This window comes from Bacteroides celer, assembly GCF_002632415.2.
GTDB lineage: Bacteria > Bacteroidota > Bacteroidia > Bacteroidales > Bacteroidaceae > Bacteroides.
In genome coordinates this window covers 2,176,790-2,196,684 of record NZ_CP178209.1, presented here as the reverse complement: position 1 = coordinate 2,196,684, position 19,895 = coordinate 2,176,790, and the positions used below count along the sequence as shown (strand labels likewise).

The 19,895-nt window shown below is 40.6% G+C and carries 21 protein-coding genes; 7 read left to right on the top strand and 14 right to left on the bottom strand.

What is annotated here, in order from left to right:
* Positions 1-42 precede the first annotated feature (42 nt).
* From CJF29_RS08450 to CJF29_RS08435, 4 genes are all read right to left on the bottom strand, one after another.
* Complete coding sequence (locus CJF29_RS08450) at positions 43-1,032, bottom strand: FecR family protein (protein ID WP_176553122.1); 990 nt, start codon at positions 1,030-1,032, stop codon at positions 43-45.
* 86 nt (positions 1,033-1,118) lie between these two features.
* Complete coding sequence (locus CJF29_RS08445) at positions 1,119-1,721, bottom strand: RNA polymerase sigma-70 factor (protein WP_099146403.1); 603 nt, start codon at positions 1,719-1,721, stop codon at positions 1,119-1,121.
* 150 nt (positions 1,722-1,871) lie between these two features.
* The gene (locus CJF29_RS08440; protein ID WP_176553121.1) at positions 1,872-3,929 is read right to left on the bottom strand and encodes a protein-disulfide reductase DsbD family protein; all 2,058 of its coding nucleotides are present in this window, start codon (positions 3,927-3,929) and stop codon (positions 1,872-1,874) included.
* 15 nt (positions 3,930-3,944) lie between these two features.
* Positions 3,945-4,244, bottom strand: coding sequence for a Dabb family protein (locus CJF29_RS08435; protein WP_099146401.1), 300 nt, complete (start codon positions 4,242-4,244; stop codon positions 3,945-3,947).
* Between the two features lie 109 nt (positions 4,245-4,353).
* Between CJF29_RS08435 and udk the strand changes: the two genes are divergently transcribed.
* Positions 4,354-4,965, top strand: coding sequence for a uridine kinase (gene udk, locus CJF29_RS08430; RefSeq protein WP_008648370.1), 612 nt, complete (start codon positions 4,354-4,356; stop codon positions 4,963-4,965).
* Between the two features lie 24 nt (positions 4,966-4,989).
* Positions 4,990-6,381 carry a transglycosylase SLT domain-containing protein gene (locus CJF29_RS08425; protein ID WP_074556393.1) on the top strand — a complete coding sequence of 464 codons (1,392 nt, stop codon included), beginning with the start codon at positions 4,990-4,992 and terminating at the stop codon, positions 6,379-6,381.
* 28 nt (positions 6,382-6,409) lie between these two features.
* On the opposite strand, the gene CJF29_RS08420 is transcribed toward CJF29_RS08425, so the two are convergent.
* The 9 genes from CJF29_RS08420 to CJF29_RS08380 all read right to left on the bottom strand — a co-directional run bounded on the left by CJF29_RS08420 (position 6,410) and on the right by CJF29_RS08380 (position 15,006).
* Positions 6,410-7,957: a sodium:solute symporter family protein gene (locus CJF29_RS08420; RefSeq protein WP_074556392.1), complete on the bottom strand. Its 1,548-nt coding sequence runs from the start codon at positions 7,955-7,957 to the stop codon at positions 6,410-6,412.
* The gene (locus CJF29_RS08415) at positions 7,954-8,079 is read right to left on the bottom strand and encodes a symporter small accessory protein (RefSeq protein WP_004296931.1); all 126 of its coding nucleotides are present in this window, start codon (positions 8,077-8,079) and stop codon (positions 7,954-7,956) included. Before CJF29_RS08415 ends, CJF29_RS08420 begins: the two co-directional genes overlap by 4 nt.
* A gap of 71 nt (positions 8,080-8,150) precedes the next feature.
* On the bottom strand, positions 8,151-8,750 hold the full coding sequence (locus tag CJF29_RS08410; protein ID WP_004296933.1) for a nitroreductase family protein: 600 nt from the start codon (positions 8,748-8,750) through the stop codon (positions 8,151-8,153).
* An 11-nt stretch (positions 8,751-8,761) separates the two neighbouring features.
* Entirely contained in the window at positions 8,762-11,509 is a 2,748-nt protein-coding gene (gene metH / locus CJF29_RS08405; RefSeq protein WP_099146400.1) for a methionine synthase, read from the bottom strand.
* Positions 11,510-11,599: 90 nt separating this feature from the next.
* The gene (gene smpB, locus CJF29_RS08400; protein ID WP_074637423.1) at positions 11,600-12,052 is read right to left on the bottom strand and encodes an SsrA-binding protein; all 453 of its coding nucleotides are present in this window, start codon (positions 12,050-12,052) and stop codon (positions 11,600-11,602) included.
* Positions 12,053-12,061: 9 nt separating this feature from the next.
* Positions 12,062-12,607 carry a Yip1 family protein gene (locus tag CJF29_RS08395; RefSeq protein ID WP_074556389.1) on the bottom strand — a complete coding sequence of 182 codons (546 nt, stop codon included), beginning with the start codon at positions 12,605-12,607 and terminating at the stop codon, positions 12,062-12,064.
* Between the two features lie 33 nt (positions 12,608-12,640).
* Complete coding sequence (locus tag CJF29_RS08390) at positions 12,641-13,417, bottom strand: hypothetical protein (RefSeq protein WP_139164888.1); 777 nt, start codon at positions 13,415-13,417, stop codon at positions 12,641-12,643.
* An 82-nt stretch (positions 13,418-13,499) separates the two neighbouring features.
* Complete coding sequence (locus tag CJF29_RS08385) at positions 13,500-14,000, bottom strand: DMP19 family protein (RefSeq protein WP_074637425.1); 501 nt, start codon at positions 13,998-14,000, stop codon at positions 13,500-13,502.
* Positions 14,001-14,601: 601 nt separating this feature from the next.
* Entirely contained in the window at positions 14,602-15,006 is a 405-nt protein-coding gene (locus CJF29_RS08380) for an HsmA family protein (protein WP_074637763.1), read from the bottom strand.
* A gap of 238 nt (positions 15,007-15,244) precedes the next feature.
* Here CJF29_RS08380 and CJF29_RS08375 point away from each other — a divergent pair, with 238 nt between their 5' ends.
* The 5 genes from CJF29_RS08375 (at position 15,245) to CJF29_RS08355 (ending at position 19,466) form a co-directional block, all read left to right on the top strand.
* Entirely contained in the window at positions 15,245-15,946 is a 702-nt protein-coding gene (locus CJF29_RS08375; RefSeq protein WP_004296942.1) for an iron-sulfur cluster assembly scaffold protein, read from the top strand.
* A gap of 19 nt (positions 15,947-15,965) precedes the next feature.
* Complete coding sequence (locus CJF29_RS08370; RefSeq protein ID WP_004296943.1) at positions 15,966-16,976, top strand: GGGtGRT protein; 1,011 nt, start codon at positions 15,966-15,968, stop codon at positions 16,974-16,976.
* A 341-nt stretch (positions 16,977-17,317) separates the two neighbouring features.
* Entirely contained in the window at positions 17,318-17,671 is a 354-nt protein-coding gene (locus CJF29_RS08365) for a DUF1622 domain-containing protein (protein WP_099146399.1), read from the top strand.
* 130 nt (positions 17,672-17,801) lie between these two features.
* Positions 17,802-18,914: an AraC family transcriptional regulator gene (locus tag CJF29_RS08360; RefSeq protein ID WP_004325522.1), complete on the top strand. Its 1,113-nt coding sequence runs from the start codon at positions 17,802-17,804 to the stop codon at positions 18,912-18,914.
* A 165-nt stretch (positions 18,915-19,079) separates the two neighbouring features.
* Positions 19,080-19,466 carry a LytTR family transcriptional regulator DNA-binding domain-containing protein gene (locus tag CJF29_RS08355; protein ID WP_099146398.1) on the top strand — a complete coding sequence of 129 codons (387 nt, stop codon included), beginning with the start codon at positions 19,080-19,082 and terminating at the stop codon, positions 19,464-19,466.
* 24 nt (positions 19,467-19,490) lie between these two features.
* Here CJF29_RS08355 and CJF29_RS08350 read toward each other — a convergent pair whose 3' ends face one another.
* Positions 19,491-19,892 carry an FKBP-type peptidyl-prolyl cis-trans isomerase gene (locus tag CJF29_RS08350; RefSeq protein WP_099146397.1) on the bottom strand — a complete coding sequence of 134 codons (402 nt, stop codon included), beginning with the start codon at positions 19,890-19,892 and terminating at the stop codon, positions 19,491-19,493.
* Between the last annotated feature and the right edge of the window lie 3 nt (positions 19,893-19,895).

Genomic DNA, 19,895 nt, shown 5'->3' with positions numbered 1-19,895 from the left:
TCTATTATTTTTTAAAAGGTTAAACATTATCTATTATTCATCTCATTCTTTATAAAGAAGCACATGGATGCCCTCTTTCTTATATTTGATATCACCGCTGATAAATTCAATGGATTTAAGTACCGCTTCCAAACTCTTGTTATCATGTTCGCCGGTAATCAAGTTGTTGAAATCCTGACCGGAAGCAAAAGTAATCCGGCAATTATATACCCGTTCCAGTTCCTTTGCCACATCGCGGATAGGTGTACTGTAAAAACGTAACCCGCCTTTCATCCAGACAGCCACTCCCCTATCCTCCGTTTTCTTACTATATTCTCCGGAAACAGTATTGATAAGCACCTGTTCTTTAGCAGTCAGCCTCATCATCGCTTCCGGTAAATCAACCTGTACCTTACCACTCTCCACACTCACAGACACTATTTCATCTGTTGAATAGGATTTTACATCAAATCGGGTACCTAACACCTGAACATCCAGCCGCTTCGTCCTCACAATAAATGGCATCTTTTCATTGCGGGCAACACGGAAATATCCCTCACCTTCAAGTTCCACTTCACGGAGATCTCCAACAAAACGATCCGGATAACGCACTTGCGAACAAGAGTTCAGAACCAAAAGAGTTCCGTCCGGCAAAGTCACTTGTCTTTTCTCACCAAAGGAAGTGGTGATTTCAGCCAGTGTGACCTGTTGTGCATTCATATACCGGAAAAAGTTGACACTCCCTATGATAATGGCTATTACAGCCGCTGTACCGACTGCCACCACAGAAGCCCGGCGGAACCATGTACGTTTTTTGTGTTCAATACGCTTCAGCAATTGGCGTGCTTCTCTCTTATATTTCTCCCGCTCCAAATCATTACCAGGTTGCAGATTCCCGGATTCTTCCCAAACCTCTGCTGCCAGTTCGTCCAATATATCTTGGTTTTCTGAATCCTTAATACTTTGCAATAACTGTGAAGCATCTTCCCGGGTATAAAGATCATCCAAGTAGCGATGCAATTTATCTTTTTCTGTCTTAGTATCTTTCATCATATATTCAAAATAAGGATATTAATTTCCTTCCCTTTGTATAAGTAATACACAAAAGTAAGAAAGAGCTAGGGTATGATTAACATTTATTATAAATTCAAGCACAATAGAATCAAAAGTACATCGGCTGATGTACTTGAATATTTAGTCAAATAGGAACGAATCACTTTTAGAGAAAGAGAAATATGTTCTTGCACCGTATGAACAGAAACACCCAATGCTTCGGCTATTTCTTTATGAGACATCTGAAGTTCACGGCTCATTTTGAATACCTCACGCTGGCGGGGCGTTAATTGCTCCAACGCACGGGCAATAATCTCTTTCAAATCATTGAGCAGAACATGATTATTCGTTTCGTTCGTTGAATCAATCGCTTGAGAAAGAATCTGTTCTTTCAGCTGATCTTCATTAGCCATGTCCCGCAATTGATTCAAAATACGATTACGCACAATAGTATAAAGATAGGAAGAGAAAGAGGCTTCGGGATTGATGAAACGACGGGTTTGCCAGACTACTGTAAATGCATCCTGGAAAATATCTTCCGCAAATTCACGCGACTTGACGAATTTCAGAGCAAAGTAGAGCAAACGATTCTTATAAGCGGCATAAAGTTCGCAAAAGGCCTCTTCATCTCCGTCTATCAGGCGAAGAACTAATTCCCGATCATCTATAAGAGTGTCTGTTGCGTACATATTTTCTTTATTTTGGGCACAAAGGTATTGTTATGATGTTACAAACGTATGTATTTTTTCTGAAATAAAAAAATAAAAGCGGTCTCACCGTTTCGATGAGACCGCTTTTATTTATCCATTATTCAAGACCAGACATTATCAGAGCAATCGTTATTTCCCTTTCTTATAATTCTCCAATCCGGTCTGTAAGAATTCAATATACTTAGGAATATCTTCGTTATAAGCATACGACTTATTCAACGGTTTACCCTGATTGTCCAGCAATACATAGAAAGGCTGGGCATTAGCTCCGAATTTCACACGTTGCAGATAGCTCCATTTATCGCCTACAGTACGCAAGGTACGTTCTGTACCGTTTTCGATAATCTTCACGGGTTCGGTCAACGGAGTTTTATTATCTACATAAAGTGTAATCAATACGTAGTCGTTATTAATCAAATCACTCACTTTCGGGTCAGTCCATACCGCTGCCTCCATCTTACGGCAGTTTACGCAACCATATCCGGTAAAGTCGAGCATAACCGGTTTTCCGTTCAGACGGGCATATTCCATTCCTAAATCATAGTCATCGAATTTCGCGTGTACATCATTCTTATGCAGATTGAAATCTTGCGTCTGCATAGGCGGAGCAAATGCAGATACGGCTTTCAATGGTGCTCCCCACAAACCGGGAACCATATATACGGCAAATGCTAAAGAGATTAACGCCATAAAAAAGCGGGTTACTCCCACCTTATTATCATCGTCATCGTGCGGGAATTTGATCTTGCCCAACAGGTAGAATCCAAGCAAAGCAAAGATGACAATCCATAAAGCCAAGAATGTTTCGCGGTCAAGCAATCTCCAACCATAAGCCAAATCAGCAACTGACAAGAATTTAAGTGCAAATGCTAATTCGAGGAAACCCAGCGTAACCTTGATAACATTCATCCATCCACCGGACTTTGGCATCGATTTCAGCCAAGACGGGAACAGGGCGAAGAGTGTGAACGGCAACGCCAAAGCAATGGCAAATCCTAACATACCGATTGCCGGAGCAACTACGCTTCCTGTTGTAGATACCTGTACCAGCAAGAAGCCGATAATCGGACCTGTACAAGAGAAAGATACCAATGAAAGCGTGAAAGCCATCAGGAAAATACTTAGCAATCCGGTCGTAGATTCAGCTTTGCTATCTACCGCATTTCCCCACTTCGACGGCAGCCTGATTTCAAACGCTCCAAAGAATGAAGCAGCAAAAATCACCAGCATCAGGAAGAAGAGAATGTTGAAAATAGCATTGGTAGATAAAGCGTTTAATGCACTGGCTCCGAAAATCAAAGTAATAGCCAAGCCCAATGCCACATAAATCACTACGATAGATGCACCGTATGTCCACGCATCACGAATTCCTTTCTTTTTGTCTTTACTACGTTTTAAGAAGAAACTGACTGTCATCGGAATAATCGGCCATACACAAGGGGTAAACAATGCCAATAATCCACCCAGAAAACCTGTTATGAATATATATATCCAGGACATGTCTTCCTGACCATGTTCTTCTCCTAAGGCTTGTAAATCATTGATTACCGGTTTCCAAAGATCACCCGATGCAACAGCAGGCTGAATATCCGTAGCAGCTTCGGTTGTAGTTGCAGGCACCAGTTCCATCATCGCAGAAGAATCTTTCGTAGCAGCAGGAACGGGTTCTTCTTTTTGCTTATCCACTACCTTTTGCTCCGGTTGCTCTGTTTTCGTTGCAGCGGCATTTCCGGCTTTTGCCACTCCGGAATACTTGAACGGCACTTGAGTAGGAGGCAGACAACTCTCGTCATCACAAGCTCCGTATTCCAAATAACCTTCGATTGAATAAGCTCCACCCGTGAATTTTACTTTCTGCACAAACTTTGCTGTATTCTCGAAATAGCGTACCTTCATTTCGAACAATTTATCGAAAGTAGATACTTCTTTGCCTACAGGCTTCAGTTTGCCAACAAGCTCGACACCCGATTTATTATCAACATTGAATGTTGCAGAAATAGGACCGCCATCTCCCAAGTCGGTAGAATAAACATGCCAACCTTTATCAATGGCAGCCGTAAATACCACCTCCGCCTCCGTATCGGAGAGAGGTGTTAGCTCTGTTTTAAACTTTACCGGATCTTTGATCTGCGCTTGCAATGCATATACAACAAAGCTTAAAAACAGGAAAGAAATTATTTTTCTCATCTTTATTTTTAGGGTTTATAATTCATAGTCTACACACGCACGGCTCTCCTTCGTTTCAGCCAAAATCTTTCCGGCAGCTACGTGGTCGGGATGTGTTGCGTAGAATTTAACATCTTCTAATGTATCAAACTCACTGTAAAGCGCAATATTCCACGTCTCTTCAGGATTCATATTCAATCCGACCTCTACTTTGCGGATCACTGAAATTTTTGCAGGAAGAGCTTCTATTGCTTCCTTAAATTTAGTCATGACCTCCCGCTTCTCTTCAGCGGGAACTTCGTCTTTTAACTTAAATAATACAATGTGTTTCACCATTACGTTGTTATTTTAATGAATAGTTTCTATATTTGTCTTGTTAATGCGTTTATCGCATTAATAGTTTATGCAAAAATAATCTATTTGATTCAAATATACACTTAAAGAGATGTTAATTATAGGAATAGCAGGCGGAACGGGCTCCGGAAAGACCACCGTCGTACGGAAAATTATAGAAAGCCTCCCCGCAGGAGAAGTAGTACTCTTACCACAGGATTCATACTACAAAGACAGTAGTCATGTCCCGGTTGAAGAACGCCAGAATATCAATTTTGACCATCCGGATGCCTTTGAATGGAGTCTGCTTTCCAAGCATGTCATGACGCTGAAAGAAGGGAAGAGTATTGAACAGCCCACCTATTCTTATCTCACATGCACGCGCCAGCCCGAAACCATTCATATCGAACCTCGTGAAGTGGTTATCATTGAAGGAATCCTTGCCTTATGCGATAAAAAGCTGCGCAATATGATGGACCTCAAAATATTTGTTGATGCCGATCCCGACGAACGCCTGATTCGTGTCATTCAGAGAGATGTCATTGAGCGCGGACGTACTGCCGAAGCTGTAATGGAACGCTATACACGGGTTTTAAAACCTATGCACCTGCAATTTATCGAACCTTGCAAACGATATGCCGACCTTATTGTACCGGAAGGAGGCAGTAATAGGGTGGCTATTGATATACTGACCATGTACATCAAGAAGCACCTTAAGAATTAAAAATTGAAAATTAAAAATTAAGAAATGAATGTCAAGACACTGAGTATTCCTTTATTTCTTATTCTATTTTGTTGTATGCTCGGATGCCGGAATAAGCATCATAACAAGATGGATGAGACAGCACGTGATCTTCCACAAATAAAAGATAGTGGCGAACTCGTTGTATTGACATTATATAGTTCTACTTCCTATTTCATTTACCGGGGACAAGAAATGGGATTCCAGTATGAACTTAGTGAACAGTTTGCTAAAAGTCTGGGACTAAAACTTAGGATTGAAGTAGCCAACAGCGTCGACGAAATGATCCAAAAATTATTGGCAGGCGAAGGAGACATGATTGCCTATAATCTGCCAATCACCAAAGAGTGGAAAGACAGTCTTCTTTATTGTGGCGAAGATGTAATTACTCACCAGGTAATTGTTCAGCAAGGAAGAGGAAAACAGAAGCCGTTGGAAGATGTAACCGAACTGGTTGGAAAAGATATATACGTAAAACCGGGGAAATATTATGATCGCCTCGTCAATCTGAACAGTGAATTAGGAGGAGGTATCCGGATTCATGAAGTCACCAATGACAGTATCACTATTGAGGACTTGATTACACAAGTAGCACAAGGAAAAATTCCGTATACGGTAGCCGACAATGATTTAGCCAGACTTAATAAGACCTATTATCCCAATTTAAATATCGACCTGTCCATCAGTTTCGATCAACGCTCTTCGTGGGCGGTACGAAAAGACAGCCCCGAGCTGGCAGCCGCTGCTACCCAATGGCATCAGGAAAACATGACTTCTCCTGCTTACACAGCCAGTATGAAACGTTATTTTGAGAATAGTAAAATGATGCCGCACTCTCCTATCCTCTCCTTAAAAGAAGGAAAGATATCTCATTATGACCATTTATTCAAGAAATATTCCAAAGACATCGGCTGGGACTGGCGCATGCTTGCATCATTAGCGTATACAGAATCCAATTTTGACACTACCGCTGTATCTTGGGCAGGTGCCAAAGGACTCATGCAGTTAATGCCTGCCACAGCACGTGCAATGGGAGTACCTCCCGGCAAAGAGCAGAATCCGGAGGAAAGTGTGAAAGCGGCTATTAAATATATTACTGCCACCGACCGGAGTTTCAGCATGATTCCCGATAAGCAGGAACGGCTCAATTTTATCTTAGCATCTTACAATGCCGGTTTGGGACATATATATGACGCAATGGCACTAGCCGAAAAATACGGGAAGAACAAATTAGTATGGAAAGATAATGTAGAAAACTTCATCTTGCTTAAAAGCAATCAAGAATACTTCAACGATCCTGTCTGCAAAAACGGATATTTCCGTGGCATCGAGACTTACAATTTCGTTCGAGATATTATGTCGCGCTATGAATCCTACAAAAAGAAAATAAAAGCATAAGTAAAGTATTAGGTGTAATACCTAATACTTATTTCTTATAGGTCATCAGACTGATTACGACAATAGCCAATACAGATAATGGTAAGGCAAATAATATCGGGTCAATCACAGGGAAAGGATAAGTGGTTATCAACACATCCCGTCCGAATAACGCTTTACAGATACCTAATGCTGCAGATTCTTTCTGATGAAGAAACACAAGAGCAAACAGACTGCCGATTGTTCCCACCCAAAGACTTGCCATGACGCCTTGTTTAGTAGCTTTCTTCCAATATAAAGCACAGAAATAAGCCGGAAGAAAAGCAGCTGCACAAATTCCCATAAAAATAGAAGTTCCGCGGGCTATAATATCATGAGGCAACATATAACAAATAATATAACTGACCAGAATAGAGAACAATACGCCCAGACGGATCACATTGGTAAGTTTATTCCGTGAACGGGGTTTATAAGTTCCGTAAATATCAGAACCTACCGAAGCACCCATCGTGTGAAACTGCGAACTTAGCGTAGACATACTGGCTGAAAGGATGCACAACATAAAGAGTGCGGCAAACCAGTCGGGCATCGCTTTATTAATAAAATATGGAATTATCTTATCAATATCCTGCACAACTTCGGTAGCAACCGCTCCTTCTGTTTTCAGGAAGAAAAGATTACTCAAGGCTCCAGCATGATAGATAGCTCCTACTGTTATAATCAGAAAGAAACAACCGATAAATACACCGCGGTTCAACTGCTTGCTACTCTCCACGGTCATAAAGCGAACCACTAACTGCGGCTGTGCAAGACAGCCGATTCCTACTCCTAAAATGAGAGAAGTTACCAGCGAATACCATTGTGGAGAACCTGTGATGGGCATTGCAGTCCATCCTTGATGTCCTAGCGCTTTAAACTTTTCCGGAACTAGCGGAGCAATGGCAGTCAATTCTTTATTAGCTTCGATAAAGTTCATATCAAGCACCTGATACAAAGAAAACAACAGAAATAACATACAGCCAAACATGATAACTCCTTGCAAAGCATCTGTATACATTACTCCTTTCATTCCCCCTGCTATGACATAAGCAGCAATAACCAAGGTAAATATCAATAAGGAAACATTGAAATCAATCTGAAAGATTTGTTCGATGAATACGGCTCCACCCTTCATTACAACCGCTGCATAAAGCGGCATTCCGATGAAAATAACAGCAGCAATAAATACCTGTATATTACGGGAACGGAAATGACGGCCTAATAATTGAGGGAAAGTACTCACATTCAACTTTGCCCCCATACGCCGGGTACGCAAACCGAAAAAGATAAAAGCTATAACCACCCCTACAAACATATTGAGGAAACAGAGCCACTGAATACCCATTCCAAAAGCAGCCGCCACTCCTCCAAAACCTACAATAGCAGATGCGGAAATAAACGTAGCACCATAAGAAAGTGCCATTACGATAGGATTCATCTGACGTCCGCCTACCAAATAGTCACTGGTATTCGTTGTTTTCTTATATCCCAAAAAGCCGAGGTAGGCCAGTGACAGCAGATAAGCTACCACAATTAGTCCAAGAGTAAATGTATTCATCGGGTTTCGTCTTTTTCGTCGTCCTTATTCCAATATTTCAGCCCAAACCAGGCAGCAAAAATCACACATACCACCGAAAGCAGGTAAGGCAGAATAATAAAAGGGTCGTCTATTCCAAACATTTGCGTATCAGATTTTAATCAATTTAGACGCAAATGTAAGGAAATTATTGAAAAGACAAAACTTTTGTTTACTAATACTGATTATAATGTATCTTTTTCTCGTCAAATTTCTGTTTCGGGTTCTCTTTTGTAGCCGGATAGCCAAAAGGAATGACACAAAGCGGAAGAATATTATCGGGCAGGTTAGTATATTTACGCACTACTTGCATACGGTCTTCATAAGGATAGGCCGCTGTCCATACAGCACCCAATCCCAGACTTTCAGCAGCCAACAAAATATTCTGTGCTGCTGCAGAACAATCTAAATACCAATATGACGAGCGTACTGAATCTCCACAGACGATGATGGCGTTACGGGCCTGCGTCAGCATTTTGGCATAAGGAAGTGCTGCTGCCATTGAATCTAGTTTGGCACGATCAGATACTACCACAAATTCCCATGGACGGATATCCCTACCCGTAGGAGCAGCCATTCCGGCACGAAGCATCAAGTCGATTTTCTCTTTCTCTACTCCTTTATTCAGATAAGCACGCACACTTTTGCGCTCGAAAATATTATCCAACACAGCATTTCCGGTTCCGGATGTTCCTTTTTCTTCTTTTGCAGAAGAACAGGAGGTCATAGCAGTGACTGCTACAATCAGACATAAGAAAGAGAAAATCTTTTTCATTGTGACAATGTTTAAAACAGGTTCAACTTATTTTTCTGTGCTTCTTCCAACGAAACAGTTTCACGCTTCATCAGCCCACTCTTTTCACGGAGTGCTTCATATTCTGTTTCCAATTCATTCACCAGCTCGGCTTTTGCCTGCGGGTTGAGCAATTTGGAAGCGACACTTGCATTTTGGGAAGCATCTTTCAGGTGTACTACCGGAGCATGATAAACAGGAGCAATCTTTAATGCCGTATGCATCTTCGATGTAGTGGCTCCACCAATCAAAAGAGGAATATCCAAACCTGCTTTTTCAAGTTCAACAGCCACGTGAGCCATTTCTTCCAAAGATGGAGTAATCAGTCCACTCAACCCGATCATATCTACCTTTTCTTCAATAGCACGCTGAACGATGGTTTCTGCAGGAACCATTACTCCTAAATCCACAATATCATAACCATTGCAGGCCATCACTACAGCTACAATGTTTTTTCCGATATCGTGCACATCTCCTTTCACCGTTGCCAGTAACACTTTACCTGCCGAAGCACTTCCTGCTACTTTTTCCGATTCAATAATCGGCTGCAAGATAGCTACAGCTTTCTTCATGGTACGGGCAGTCTTTACAACTTGGGGAAGAAACATTTTGCCGGCACCAAACAGTTCACCAACATGGTTCATTCCATCCATCAGCGGTCCTTCAATTACATCGACTGCTTTATCGTAAAGAGGCAAAGCTTCTGCCAAGTCCTGTTCCAGAAAATCTCCGATTCCTTTCATCAAGGCATACTTCAAACGTTCCTGAACAGTTCCTTCTCTCCATGCGTCTTGCTTGACAGCCGGCTGTCCGGCAGTTTCGCTCATGTTTGCTTTCAGAGATTCTGCTAGTTCTATCAAACGTTCAGCTGCATCCGGACGACGATTTAAAACAACATCTTCTATCTTTTCCAAGACATCAGCCGGAATATCAGTGTACAATACGGAAGTTCCCGGATTCACAATCCCCATGTCCATTCCTTGCTGGATGGCATGATAAAGGAACACTGCATGCATGGCCTCACGAATATAATTGTTACCACGGAAAGAGAAAGAAAGGTTGCTGACTCCTCCGCTGATATGTGCACCGGGGAGATTTTTCTTTATCCAAGCGGTAGCTTCAATAAAATCTACAGCATAGTTATTATGTTCTTCAATCCCCGTAGCTACGGCAAGCACATTGGGGTCAAAAATAATATCGTGAGGATTAAAACCGATTTTATCAACCAAAAGACGGTAAGCCCGTTGGCATACTTCGATTTTACGGGCGGCTGTATCTGCCTGTCCTTTCTCGTCGAACGCCATAACTACAGCAGCGGCTCCATATTGCCGGATGATTCGGGCATGTTCAAGGAAAACTTCCTCTCCCTCTTTCAAAGAAATAGAGTTGACGATTGACTTACCCTGAAGACACTTCAGTCCGGCTTCAATAACTTCCCATTTGGAAGAATCGATCATAATCGGAACACGGGCTATTTCGGGTTCGGACATGATAAGATTCAGGAAAGTAGTCATCTCTGTCTTTGCCTCCAACAATCCATCGTCCATATTGACGTCAATCACTAAAGCACCGTCCTCCACTTGTTGGCGGGCGATAGAAAGGGCTTCATCATATTTCTTTTCATTGATGAGACGAAGGAACTTGCGCGAACCGGCTACGTTGCAACGTTCACCGACATTCACAAAGTTTATTTCCGGCTTCACTTCCAGCAGTTCAAGTCCGGAGAGCCACATACAATCCGGCGCAGAGACAGGGACGTGTGGTTCAGCTCCTTCTATAAGGGCGGGATATTCAGCAATATAAGCATCTGTCGTACCACAACAGCCACCAATAATATTGATTAATCCTTCTTCAATATATTCTCTCACTTCATGAGCCATATCCGCAGGTGTCTGGTCATACTTACCCAGACTATTCGGTAACCCGGCATTCGGATAGGCACTAATATAATAAGGTGCACGGGATGCCAGCTGTTCCAGGAACGGCTTCAACTGACGGGCACCGAATGAGCAATTCAAACCGACTGAAAATATATTGGCATGTTGCACAGAAGCCAGAAATGCATCCAATGTTTGTCCGGACAATGTTCGTCCGCCAATATCAGACACTGTTACAGATAACATGATCGGCACTTCTATGCCTGTCATTTTCATGGCTTGTTCGGCAGCAAAAATTGCAGCTTTGGCATTTAGGGTATCAAAGATTGTCTCAATCAGAATGGCGTCTACCCCACCTTCGAGCATTGCTTCCATTTGTTGCTGATAGGATGCAGCCAGTTCGTCGTAACTCAAAGCACGATAAGCCGGGTTGTTCACGTCCGGGCTCATAGAACAGGTTTTATTGGTAGGTCCTACGGAGCCGGCCACAAAACGTGGTTTATCTGGATTCTTTACAGTGTATTCGTCGGCAAGATCACGGGCTAGTTTTACGGCTGCCAGATTCATCTCACGTACGTATTCTTCTACATGATAATCAGCCATAGAAACTGTAGTCGAACTGAATGTATTGGTCTCGATGATATCCGCACCTGCTTCCAGGTATTTACGATGAATATCTTGAATCACGTCGGGACGTGTGAGACACAATAAGTCGTTATTCCCTTTCAACTGTCCGGGGATATGCGCAAATCGTTCACCACGAAAATCTTCTTCCTTGAGGTTATATTGTTGAATCATTGTACCCATTGCCCCATCCAGAATAAGGATGCGCTCGGATACGACTTGAGAAATTGTCTTTTTCATTACCCTATCACATTAATTCCTAATTACCTACTCTGCCATCATCTGCCAGACTCTTCGCAGTCCGGCGTTTTATCTTATAGCGTTTTTTACTTACCGCTTGAACATTCTTGCCATATCTCTACGGTCGTCTTTCTCCTTAATGGATTCCCGTTTATCATACTCTTTCTTACCTTTCGCCAAAGCTATGACCAGTTTCGCCAAACCTTTCTCATTGATAAACAAGCGTACAGGGACAATCGTAAAGCCGGGATTTTTCATCTCCCGCTGAAGTTTTTCCAATTCTTTTTTACTAAGCAACAACTTCCTCTCTCTACGTGCCGTATGGTTATTGTACGATCCATAGAAATATTCGGCGATGTGCATATTCTTCACCCACAATTCGCCTTTCGTAAAATAGCAAAACGTATCTACCAAACTGGCTTTTCCCAAACGAATGGATTTTATTTCCGTACCGGTCAATACAATACCTGCTGTGTAGGTATCTATCAGCTCGTAATCAAACGTAGCCCGTTTATTCTTTATATTTACAGGAGGTTGTTTCATCTTTACTCATTAATTAAGTATAGCCGTCAGTCTATTAAACACGATCTGTATCACCGCCGGACATAGTATTAACAATACAGACGACAAAAGGGTGTATTTTAATCGTTGTTTTTCTTCTACTCCCATCAGTACAGGAACTCCCTCCCATACCACATAGACGATGTAGAACTGCAGCAACCAAGCAATAATTCTAAAATCAGGTAACAGTCCGGTTACTATCTGAAGCAGGAAAGGCACAACCAATGCATATCCTGCAAACTGTTGCGTCAACGGCATATTGCTATGCATGCCAAACATTCTTGTTCCCATTTCATTGATGGCATAAGCTGCCAGAAAATAGCCACCGAACAGGGCTACAGCTACGGCGCAACAATTGGTCATAGCTATCTGGAAACTTTGAGGACCTCCCCACCCATTCGTCAGCAGTGAACCGACGAATACGGACAGACCGCATAAACCAATCATAGGATAGACAAAAGCCATAAATACTTTTCGCCTATCCTCTTCCATAGAAATTTCCTCCCAGGCCTTGGCCGGAGAGGAAATCAATTTCATTGCTATGTTAAATAGTTCTTTGTAGTTCAATTGTTATTCTGTAAATAGATACTCATATGGGAATTTTGCATCCTTAATACTTCCTTCATCAAACTTATCATTACTTTCGTTTTGATCAATCACAACATTAACCTTAGTTGGAATAGAAGATAACGAACGAAGAATTATTGATAAATTAAATGCTTTATACTCAAAATTACTGTCCTTTCTTTCTACAGTCTTACCATCTCCACTTTCACTCTCTATAGCTTGAGCATTATGATGCAAACGCAATGTTAAAACTCCATCTTTGAAACCTGTTTCTGAATCATAATATAGCTCAAAAGAATGTCTATTCAACTCAGTCTGTGCATCTTCTTCCTTTTCATACTTTTTGTATTTATAAGCAATCGGAAGAATCAATGTATTTTTATCAAAAAAGCCACCTTTTAATACACCATACATCGTAGAGGGCTCTAGTGTCATCACTGGAGAATTAGATGTTACATATGGAGTAGTGGTTGCATAAGATTCCTTTATATAAGAAGGTTCTGCTAATAAAGTGATAGTTACAGAAGTCGCATTTTCTGCAATTGTAGCTCTATCATATTGATATGCTATCAATGCCATAGTTTCTGACGTTGTTATTGCAGAAGTAGGGATTAACTTATTTCCAGCCATATCTTTAAAATAGACAGGAAGATCTTGAACAACTCGTACAAAGTCATTCCGCTGAACAATTGTATTATCATCTCCATTCATACAAGAAGTAACTGACATACCCATAACCACAGCCATCAAAGCCACCAAGAAAAATTTCACTTGTTTCATAAACATATTTTTTAGATTTTGCAAAGATATAAATTCTAATTCATAATTAATAAATGCAAGTACTTAAAAAATACTGCATCCGTTACTTTATTATTTTTGCAAAAAGTTCCAAATGATCATCTACGTAGCTTGCAATCAATGCTGTGACTTGTTCTTCCATCTCTAAATAAGCTTCTTCCAACTCATCAAAAGCTTCATATTGCTCGTACATAGCCATAAATTCATCATCCGTCCGTTCCTTTTCCAAGTCTTTCCGATTGGCATCAAAGATTTTCTTAGCCTTATAGACTAATTTAGAGAATTCTTCTGCCCCCCATAAACGCATCACTTTCGCAAACGGATTATCAAAGATATATCCACCATAGCCGTTCTGAATTAATTGGCAAAATCCACCAACCATTATTTCATCACGAAAAATCTGATATGCCAGCAAAGAATGTTGTTCTCCTGTCAGCAGAGGCATTGTTTCGGCAGTTAGTTCGCCACCGATAATCTCTTTATATTTATCTGTAAACGCTTGGATAAATTCATCCATTCCTTCACCCGCAGCCTTCTGTAAAGCAGACTCTAAAACTTCGATCATATCTTCATTTAATATTTGAAGCAACAAAGTTACAACTTTAATCCCATATCTAATAATGATACGCCTACAATCTTACTAAAAACAATTATCAATCCGTTTCATTCCTTCCGGTACGGTTTTGAAGCAAATGATACTTTAGCAAACAAGTATTGAAACGGTAGCCCGTGAAATAATATAGAATTTACCTAACGTACAAACGTAGGTTATCTACCGTGTGAATGTCCGTTACCTACCGGGCGAGCATCAACAACCTACCAGACAAAAGTCGGTCATCTGCCGGACGAACAGTTCATGAGGGACACGGGAACAGAAACGGTACCGACGAAGTGATCCGAACCGACAACGGCAGCATCCAAAGCCATCTTCTCTGCCCAGTATTATTGCTGTTGTTTATAACAGAAATAATACTTTTACTTACTCTTCTTTACTCTTCTCTTCTCTACTCTACTGGTTTTCATTGGCTTTTCCCCCTTTACTGGTGGGCGTTTCAGCGCTTTGTACACCCCTCTCCGAACACCCTCATTTTTGTATCCTTTTGAACTAAATAACGTAAGCTTTTAGCGGAATAATCCCTCTCCCCCTATTTATCTGCTGCCTAATCCTATACGTGTAATCGCATCCCCAAATAAACCCCTATTAAATAAGGTATAAGCCAAATGCACCAAACTACAATGCTGAAACGATTAAAATGTCTCTTTTCTATAGGCGTTCCCTTCACATAGGTCCACATCGCCCATAACGCATGTACAAACATCAGAAGAATAGCAATTGCCCCTGTCACCGTATGCATTTCGTCATGCAGATGAGTCAGTTCGGCAATATGCTCCATCAGGCTTGTACCCACCGTATCAGCCAACAACCCGAGAAGAAAGAAAATGAGATGCCAAAACTTTAATTTCCTTTGAAGACGTTCTCCCCAAACACCTATCGTATAAAAAATAAGTGCAGATGAAATAACGCAAATTGCCGCTATTAAATAATGTATATCTACTTGATTCAGTTCCATAAATTTTCTTTTTCTAATAACAACAAAGCAAAGAATAGATAGTTCTCCCGGTCTCAATCTTTCACAAATGCAATCCCGACTTTACAAACGACAAAAAAACGTAAACAGATTTGTCACTTTTCACAAAAAAGTAATAAAAGGCGATTTGCAGAAACAAATAAATCGACTACCTTTGTGGGCGATTTAGAGAATCGTGACTACGTATTTTTAATTATATCACTTAAAAAAAGAGCTAATTATGACTTATTCACACGAAGTGGAACACATGTGTGTTGTAAAGAAGGGTCCTAACCATGGACCGGCTCCCATACCCGAAGAAGGCAAATGGGTAAAATCTAAAGAAATCGTTGATATTTCTGGTTTGACACACGGTATCGGTTGGTGCGCTCCTCAACAAGGTGCTTGTAAACTGACACTGAACGTTAAAGAAGGTATCATCCAGGAAGCCTTGATCGAGACAATCGGTTGCTCTGGTATGACTCACTCAGCTGCTATGGCTTCTGAAATCCTTCCGGGTAAAACAGTTCTTGAAGCATTAAACACTGACCTTGTTTGCGACGCTATCAATACTGCAATGCGCGAACTTTTCTTGCAAATCGTATACGGACGTACTCAATCGGCTTTCTCTGAAGGTGGTTTGATTATCGGTGCAGGCTTGGAAGATTTGGGTAAAGGTCTGCGTAGCCAGGTAGGTACTCTTTATGGTACTTTGGCTAAAGGTCCTCGTTACCTTGAAATGGCAGAAGGTTATATCAAGCAAATCTTCTTGGACAAGAACGACGAAATCTGCGGATACGAATTCGTACACATGGGTAAGTTCATGGACGAAATCAAGAAAGGTACTGATGCTAACGAAGCTTTGAAGAAAGTTACAGGTACTTATGGACGCGTAACAGCAGAACAGGGAGCAGTTAAATCTATTGATCCACGTCACGAATAATATAAGGAGGAAAGAAACTATGATTAGAGAAGTAAAATTCGAAAGCCAAGACCGTCGTATCAAAGGTATCATTGAAGCCTTGAACGCTAACGGCATCAAAGACATCGAAGAAGCTAACGCTATCTGCGAAGCTGCCGGACTTGATCCTTATAAAACGTGTGAAGAAACTCAGCCTATCTGCTTTGAAAATGCAAAATGGGCTTATGTAGTAGGTACTGCTATCGCTCTTAAGAAGAACTGCACAAACGCTGCTGAAGCTGCTGAAGCTATCGGTATCGGTTTGCAAGCATTCTGTATCCCGGGTTCTGTAGCTGACGACCGTAAGGTTGGTATCGGTCATGGTAACCTGGCTGCTATGTTGCTGCGCGAAGAAACTAAATGTTTCGCTTTCCTGGCAGGTCACGAATCTTTCGCTGCTGCTGAAGGTGCTATCAAAATCGCTGCAAAAGCAGACAAAGTACGTAAAGAACCGTTGCGTTGCATCCTGAACGGTCTTGGAAAAGACGCTGCTCAGATCATCTCTCGTATCAACGGCTTTACTTATGTTCAGACTCAATTCGATTATTTCACAGGTGAACTGAAAGTTGTTCGCGAAATCGCTTACTCTGACGGCCCTCGTGCAAAAGTAAAATGTTATGGTGCTGACGACGTTCGCGAAGGTGTAGCTATCATGTGGAAAGAAGGTGTAGACGTATCTATCACAGGTAACTCTACTAACCCGACTCGTTTCCAACACCCAGTTGCTGGTACTTACAAGAAAGAACGTGTTCTTGCTGGCAAACCTTATTTCTCTGTTGCTTCTGGTGGTGGTACAGGTCGTACTCTTCACCCGGATAACATGGCTGCCGGTCCTGCTTCTTATGGTATGACAGATACGATGGGTCGTATGCACTCAGATGCTCAGTTCGCTGGTTCTTCATCAGTTCCTGCTCACGTAGAAATGATGGGATTCCTGGGAATTGGTAACAACCCGATGGTAGGTTGTACTGTAGCTTGTGCGGTTGATGTTGCTCAGGCTTTAGGTAAGTAATTCAGGTTACTTTATATAGATAAAGAACTCCTGTAATCTTAACGATTACAGGAGTTCTTTTTATTTGTAATAATTTGATATGGATAAATTTATTCAGAAATGTATTACTTCATATAAACCATATCATCTTTTCTTTCTCCTTTGTACCAATCAGTGTTTGATTTACATCCACTTTCAACCCACTTTGAATACCCTCCAGACACTATTTAAACTGGACAAATAGGTAGCTTTTAACTTGAATATACAAATATAAACCTGTAAGAGCAAATAATGTAGCTAATTCGAGAACTTTTGTATGACTTCGCCTGTTTACATAACAGATACTAAAACATTATACAACAATGCTACTCACATTCTTAAATACACTTGCCACTATTATCAGTGTTATTAGTCTGCTAATTGTCACTTACGGAGTATTAGTCTGCTTCATTGCCTTTTTACGCAATGAGATAAAACGATTCAACGGAACATATACGGTTAACAATATACGACAGTTGAGGGCGGATTTTGGTACTTACCTTTTGCTTGGATTGGAGTTTCTAATTGCTTCCGACATACTAAAAACAGTGGTTGATCCGACGTTGGACGAATTGGCAATCCTAGGTGGAGTAGTCATAGTGAGAACTGTGCTTTCTGTATTTTTGAATAAAGAGATCAAAGAATTGGCCGAAAATGATTCAGCGAAAGAAATATAGCATATTACCGCACAACTAAGTTTCTTCAAAGCCACGTCCTTTTTTATTGCCTGATATTTCTATTTTACCTACCTTTGTACGGGAAACATTTACACACTGACTGGCAAGGAATAGAAACACGTCAAAAAAAATGGGAATTACACATCTATCTATTGAGCTTACACTTGATCTGATTGCGTTAATTATAGGAATCATCCTTATCATACGCGCCAAAGATAATTATCCGAAATTATATTGGGGAATTATAGCTACCGGCATCGGTATTATGTTTTCATGGGAAAATATCGGATGGCTGACAATTGTCACAGACACTCCGGAATACAACTTCACAGAATTGCTCAACATTGAGAAAATGCTCAAATGGTATGCTTTAGCAAATATTGTAGCCCTGTTCCCTATCGCTTCTTTATCACCGGGCTATCTGAACCATTTCAGAATATTTACTTTTCTATTATTACCCATCATTACGATAACTGTAGGAATCAGTTATTTAGGTTTCAATGGGAATATCACTCCCATCCACTCCATAGATGAAATTATTCCGAATATCCATCAAATAGATGTCAAGCTTAGGGCTTGCATATTCCTGTTATCCGTTTTTACCCCACTCGTTCTTCTTATTTATCCGATGATGAATAACAAGACCTACCGCAGGATAAATAATAACATGTATCTATTCATCGGTTTTCTATTCGTATTTTTAGGGATATACATTTTGTTCACTCTAAATATCAATGAATTTGTTTTCAATCTGTTCGGCATTATGGCAATCGTTTTTACGGTCTTATTCTCCATACAATATTTACGTTATGAGAATCCGTTTTCGAACCATATAAACATGATTCATAATGCAAAGAATACGGAAAGCACTATAATGCTACAAGCTGGAAAGCCATCTCCTACTCTCCCGCTCTTCTCAACGATTGAAGCCTATCTTCAGGAACAGCATCCCTATACCGATCAACGGTATAACATAGAACTTTTAGCCAAGTCCCTGAATAAACAGGAGCACGATATTTCAGCAGCAATCAAAAGTCAGGGCTTTACAGGTTTCCGGGAATACATTAATTATCTTCGATTGGAATATTTCAGACAGTTAGCCGCCGAAAATCCAAAGAGTAATGTAAAAGAACTGATGTTTGCATGCGGTTTCACCTCCCGGGCAACCTTCTATCGTAACTTTTCAGAAAAGTATGGTGTATCACCCAGTAAATTCATTGAGAATCAAAGAGTAGAACAATAATTTCTTTTTTTAAAAGCACAATTCTTAATAGTAAAAAGTGTCTCATTTCAGGAATGAGACACTTTTTATTTTTATAGCTAAAAGCAATCCGTTACTTTTGATGCAAAATAAAACTACGATGTTAGCATCATCAACAGATTAATCGAATACTAAGATAAATAGAATATGAATATTGACAATTGCAATCACACCGACACAGAAAAACATCAAGAAGAAAAGATCTTTTTATATACTACTATTACTGGAAACTTGCAACTAATCCATTTAGAACAGATTGGCTATTTCCGGTATAACTCCAAAAGTAAACTATGGGAAGCTGTATTAAATAACAATCATATCCTGGCACTCAAAAGAAATACAAACTCACAAAAGATATTGAGTCTGCATCCCTATCTTATCCAGATTAGCCAATCACACATTATCAATATAAGCTATCTGGTTTCGATTGAAGACAACAATTGCATATTGCTTCCTCCATTTAATGAGATGGAACTTTTACAAGTAAGCAAGTCTTTTATGAAAAAGCTAAAAGAAAAATATCCATGCATCTGATTGTGTATAGCTCATCTTTATGCTCTATGCAACACTAAGCAGTTCCACTTCGAATATCAATGTCGAGTAGGCAGGAATCGAATCAAAAGATTTAATACCGTATCCCATTGCATAAGGAATATAAATAATCCATTTATCACCAACGTGCATTTTCTGAAGTGCCACCTGCCACCCTTCTATTACATCACTAAGACGCAGGGCATCGGGACAAGTACGCTCATAAGAATTATCAAACACCCGGCCATCAATCAGACTTCCTTTGTAATGTACGGTAACAATACTCCGCGGCCCCGGAGAAATCGTACTTTCGCCAGTTTCCAAAACTTTGTAATAGATTCCACACGGCAACGCGAAAACACCTTCCTGAAAAGACAGTTTTTTCAGAAATCGCCGATTGGCCTCTTTGTATTCTTTCTTTTTCCCCATAAA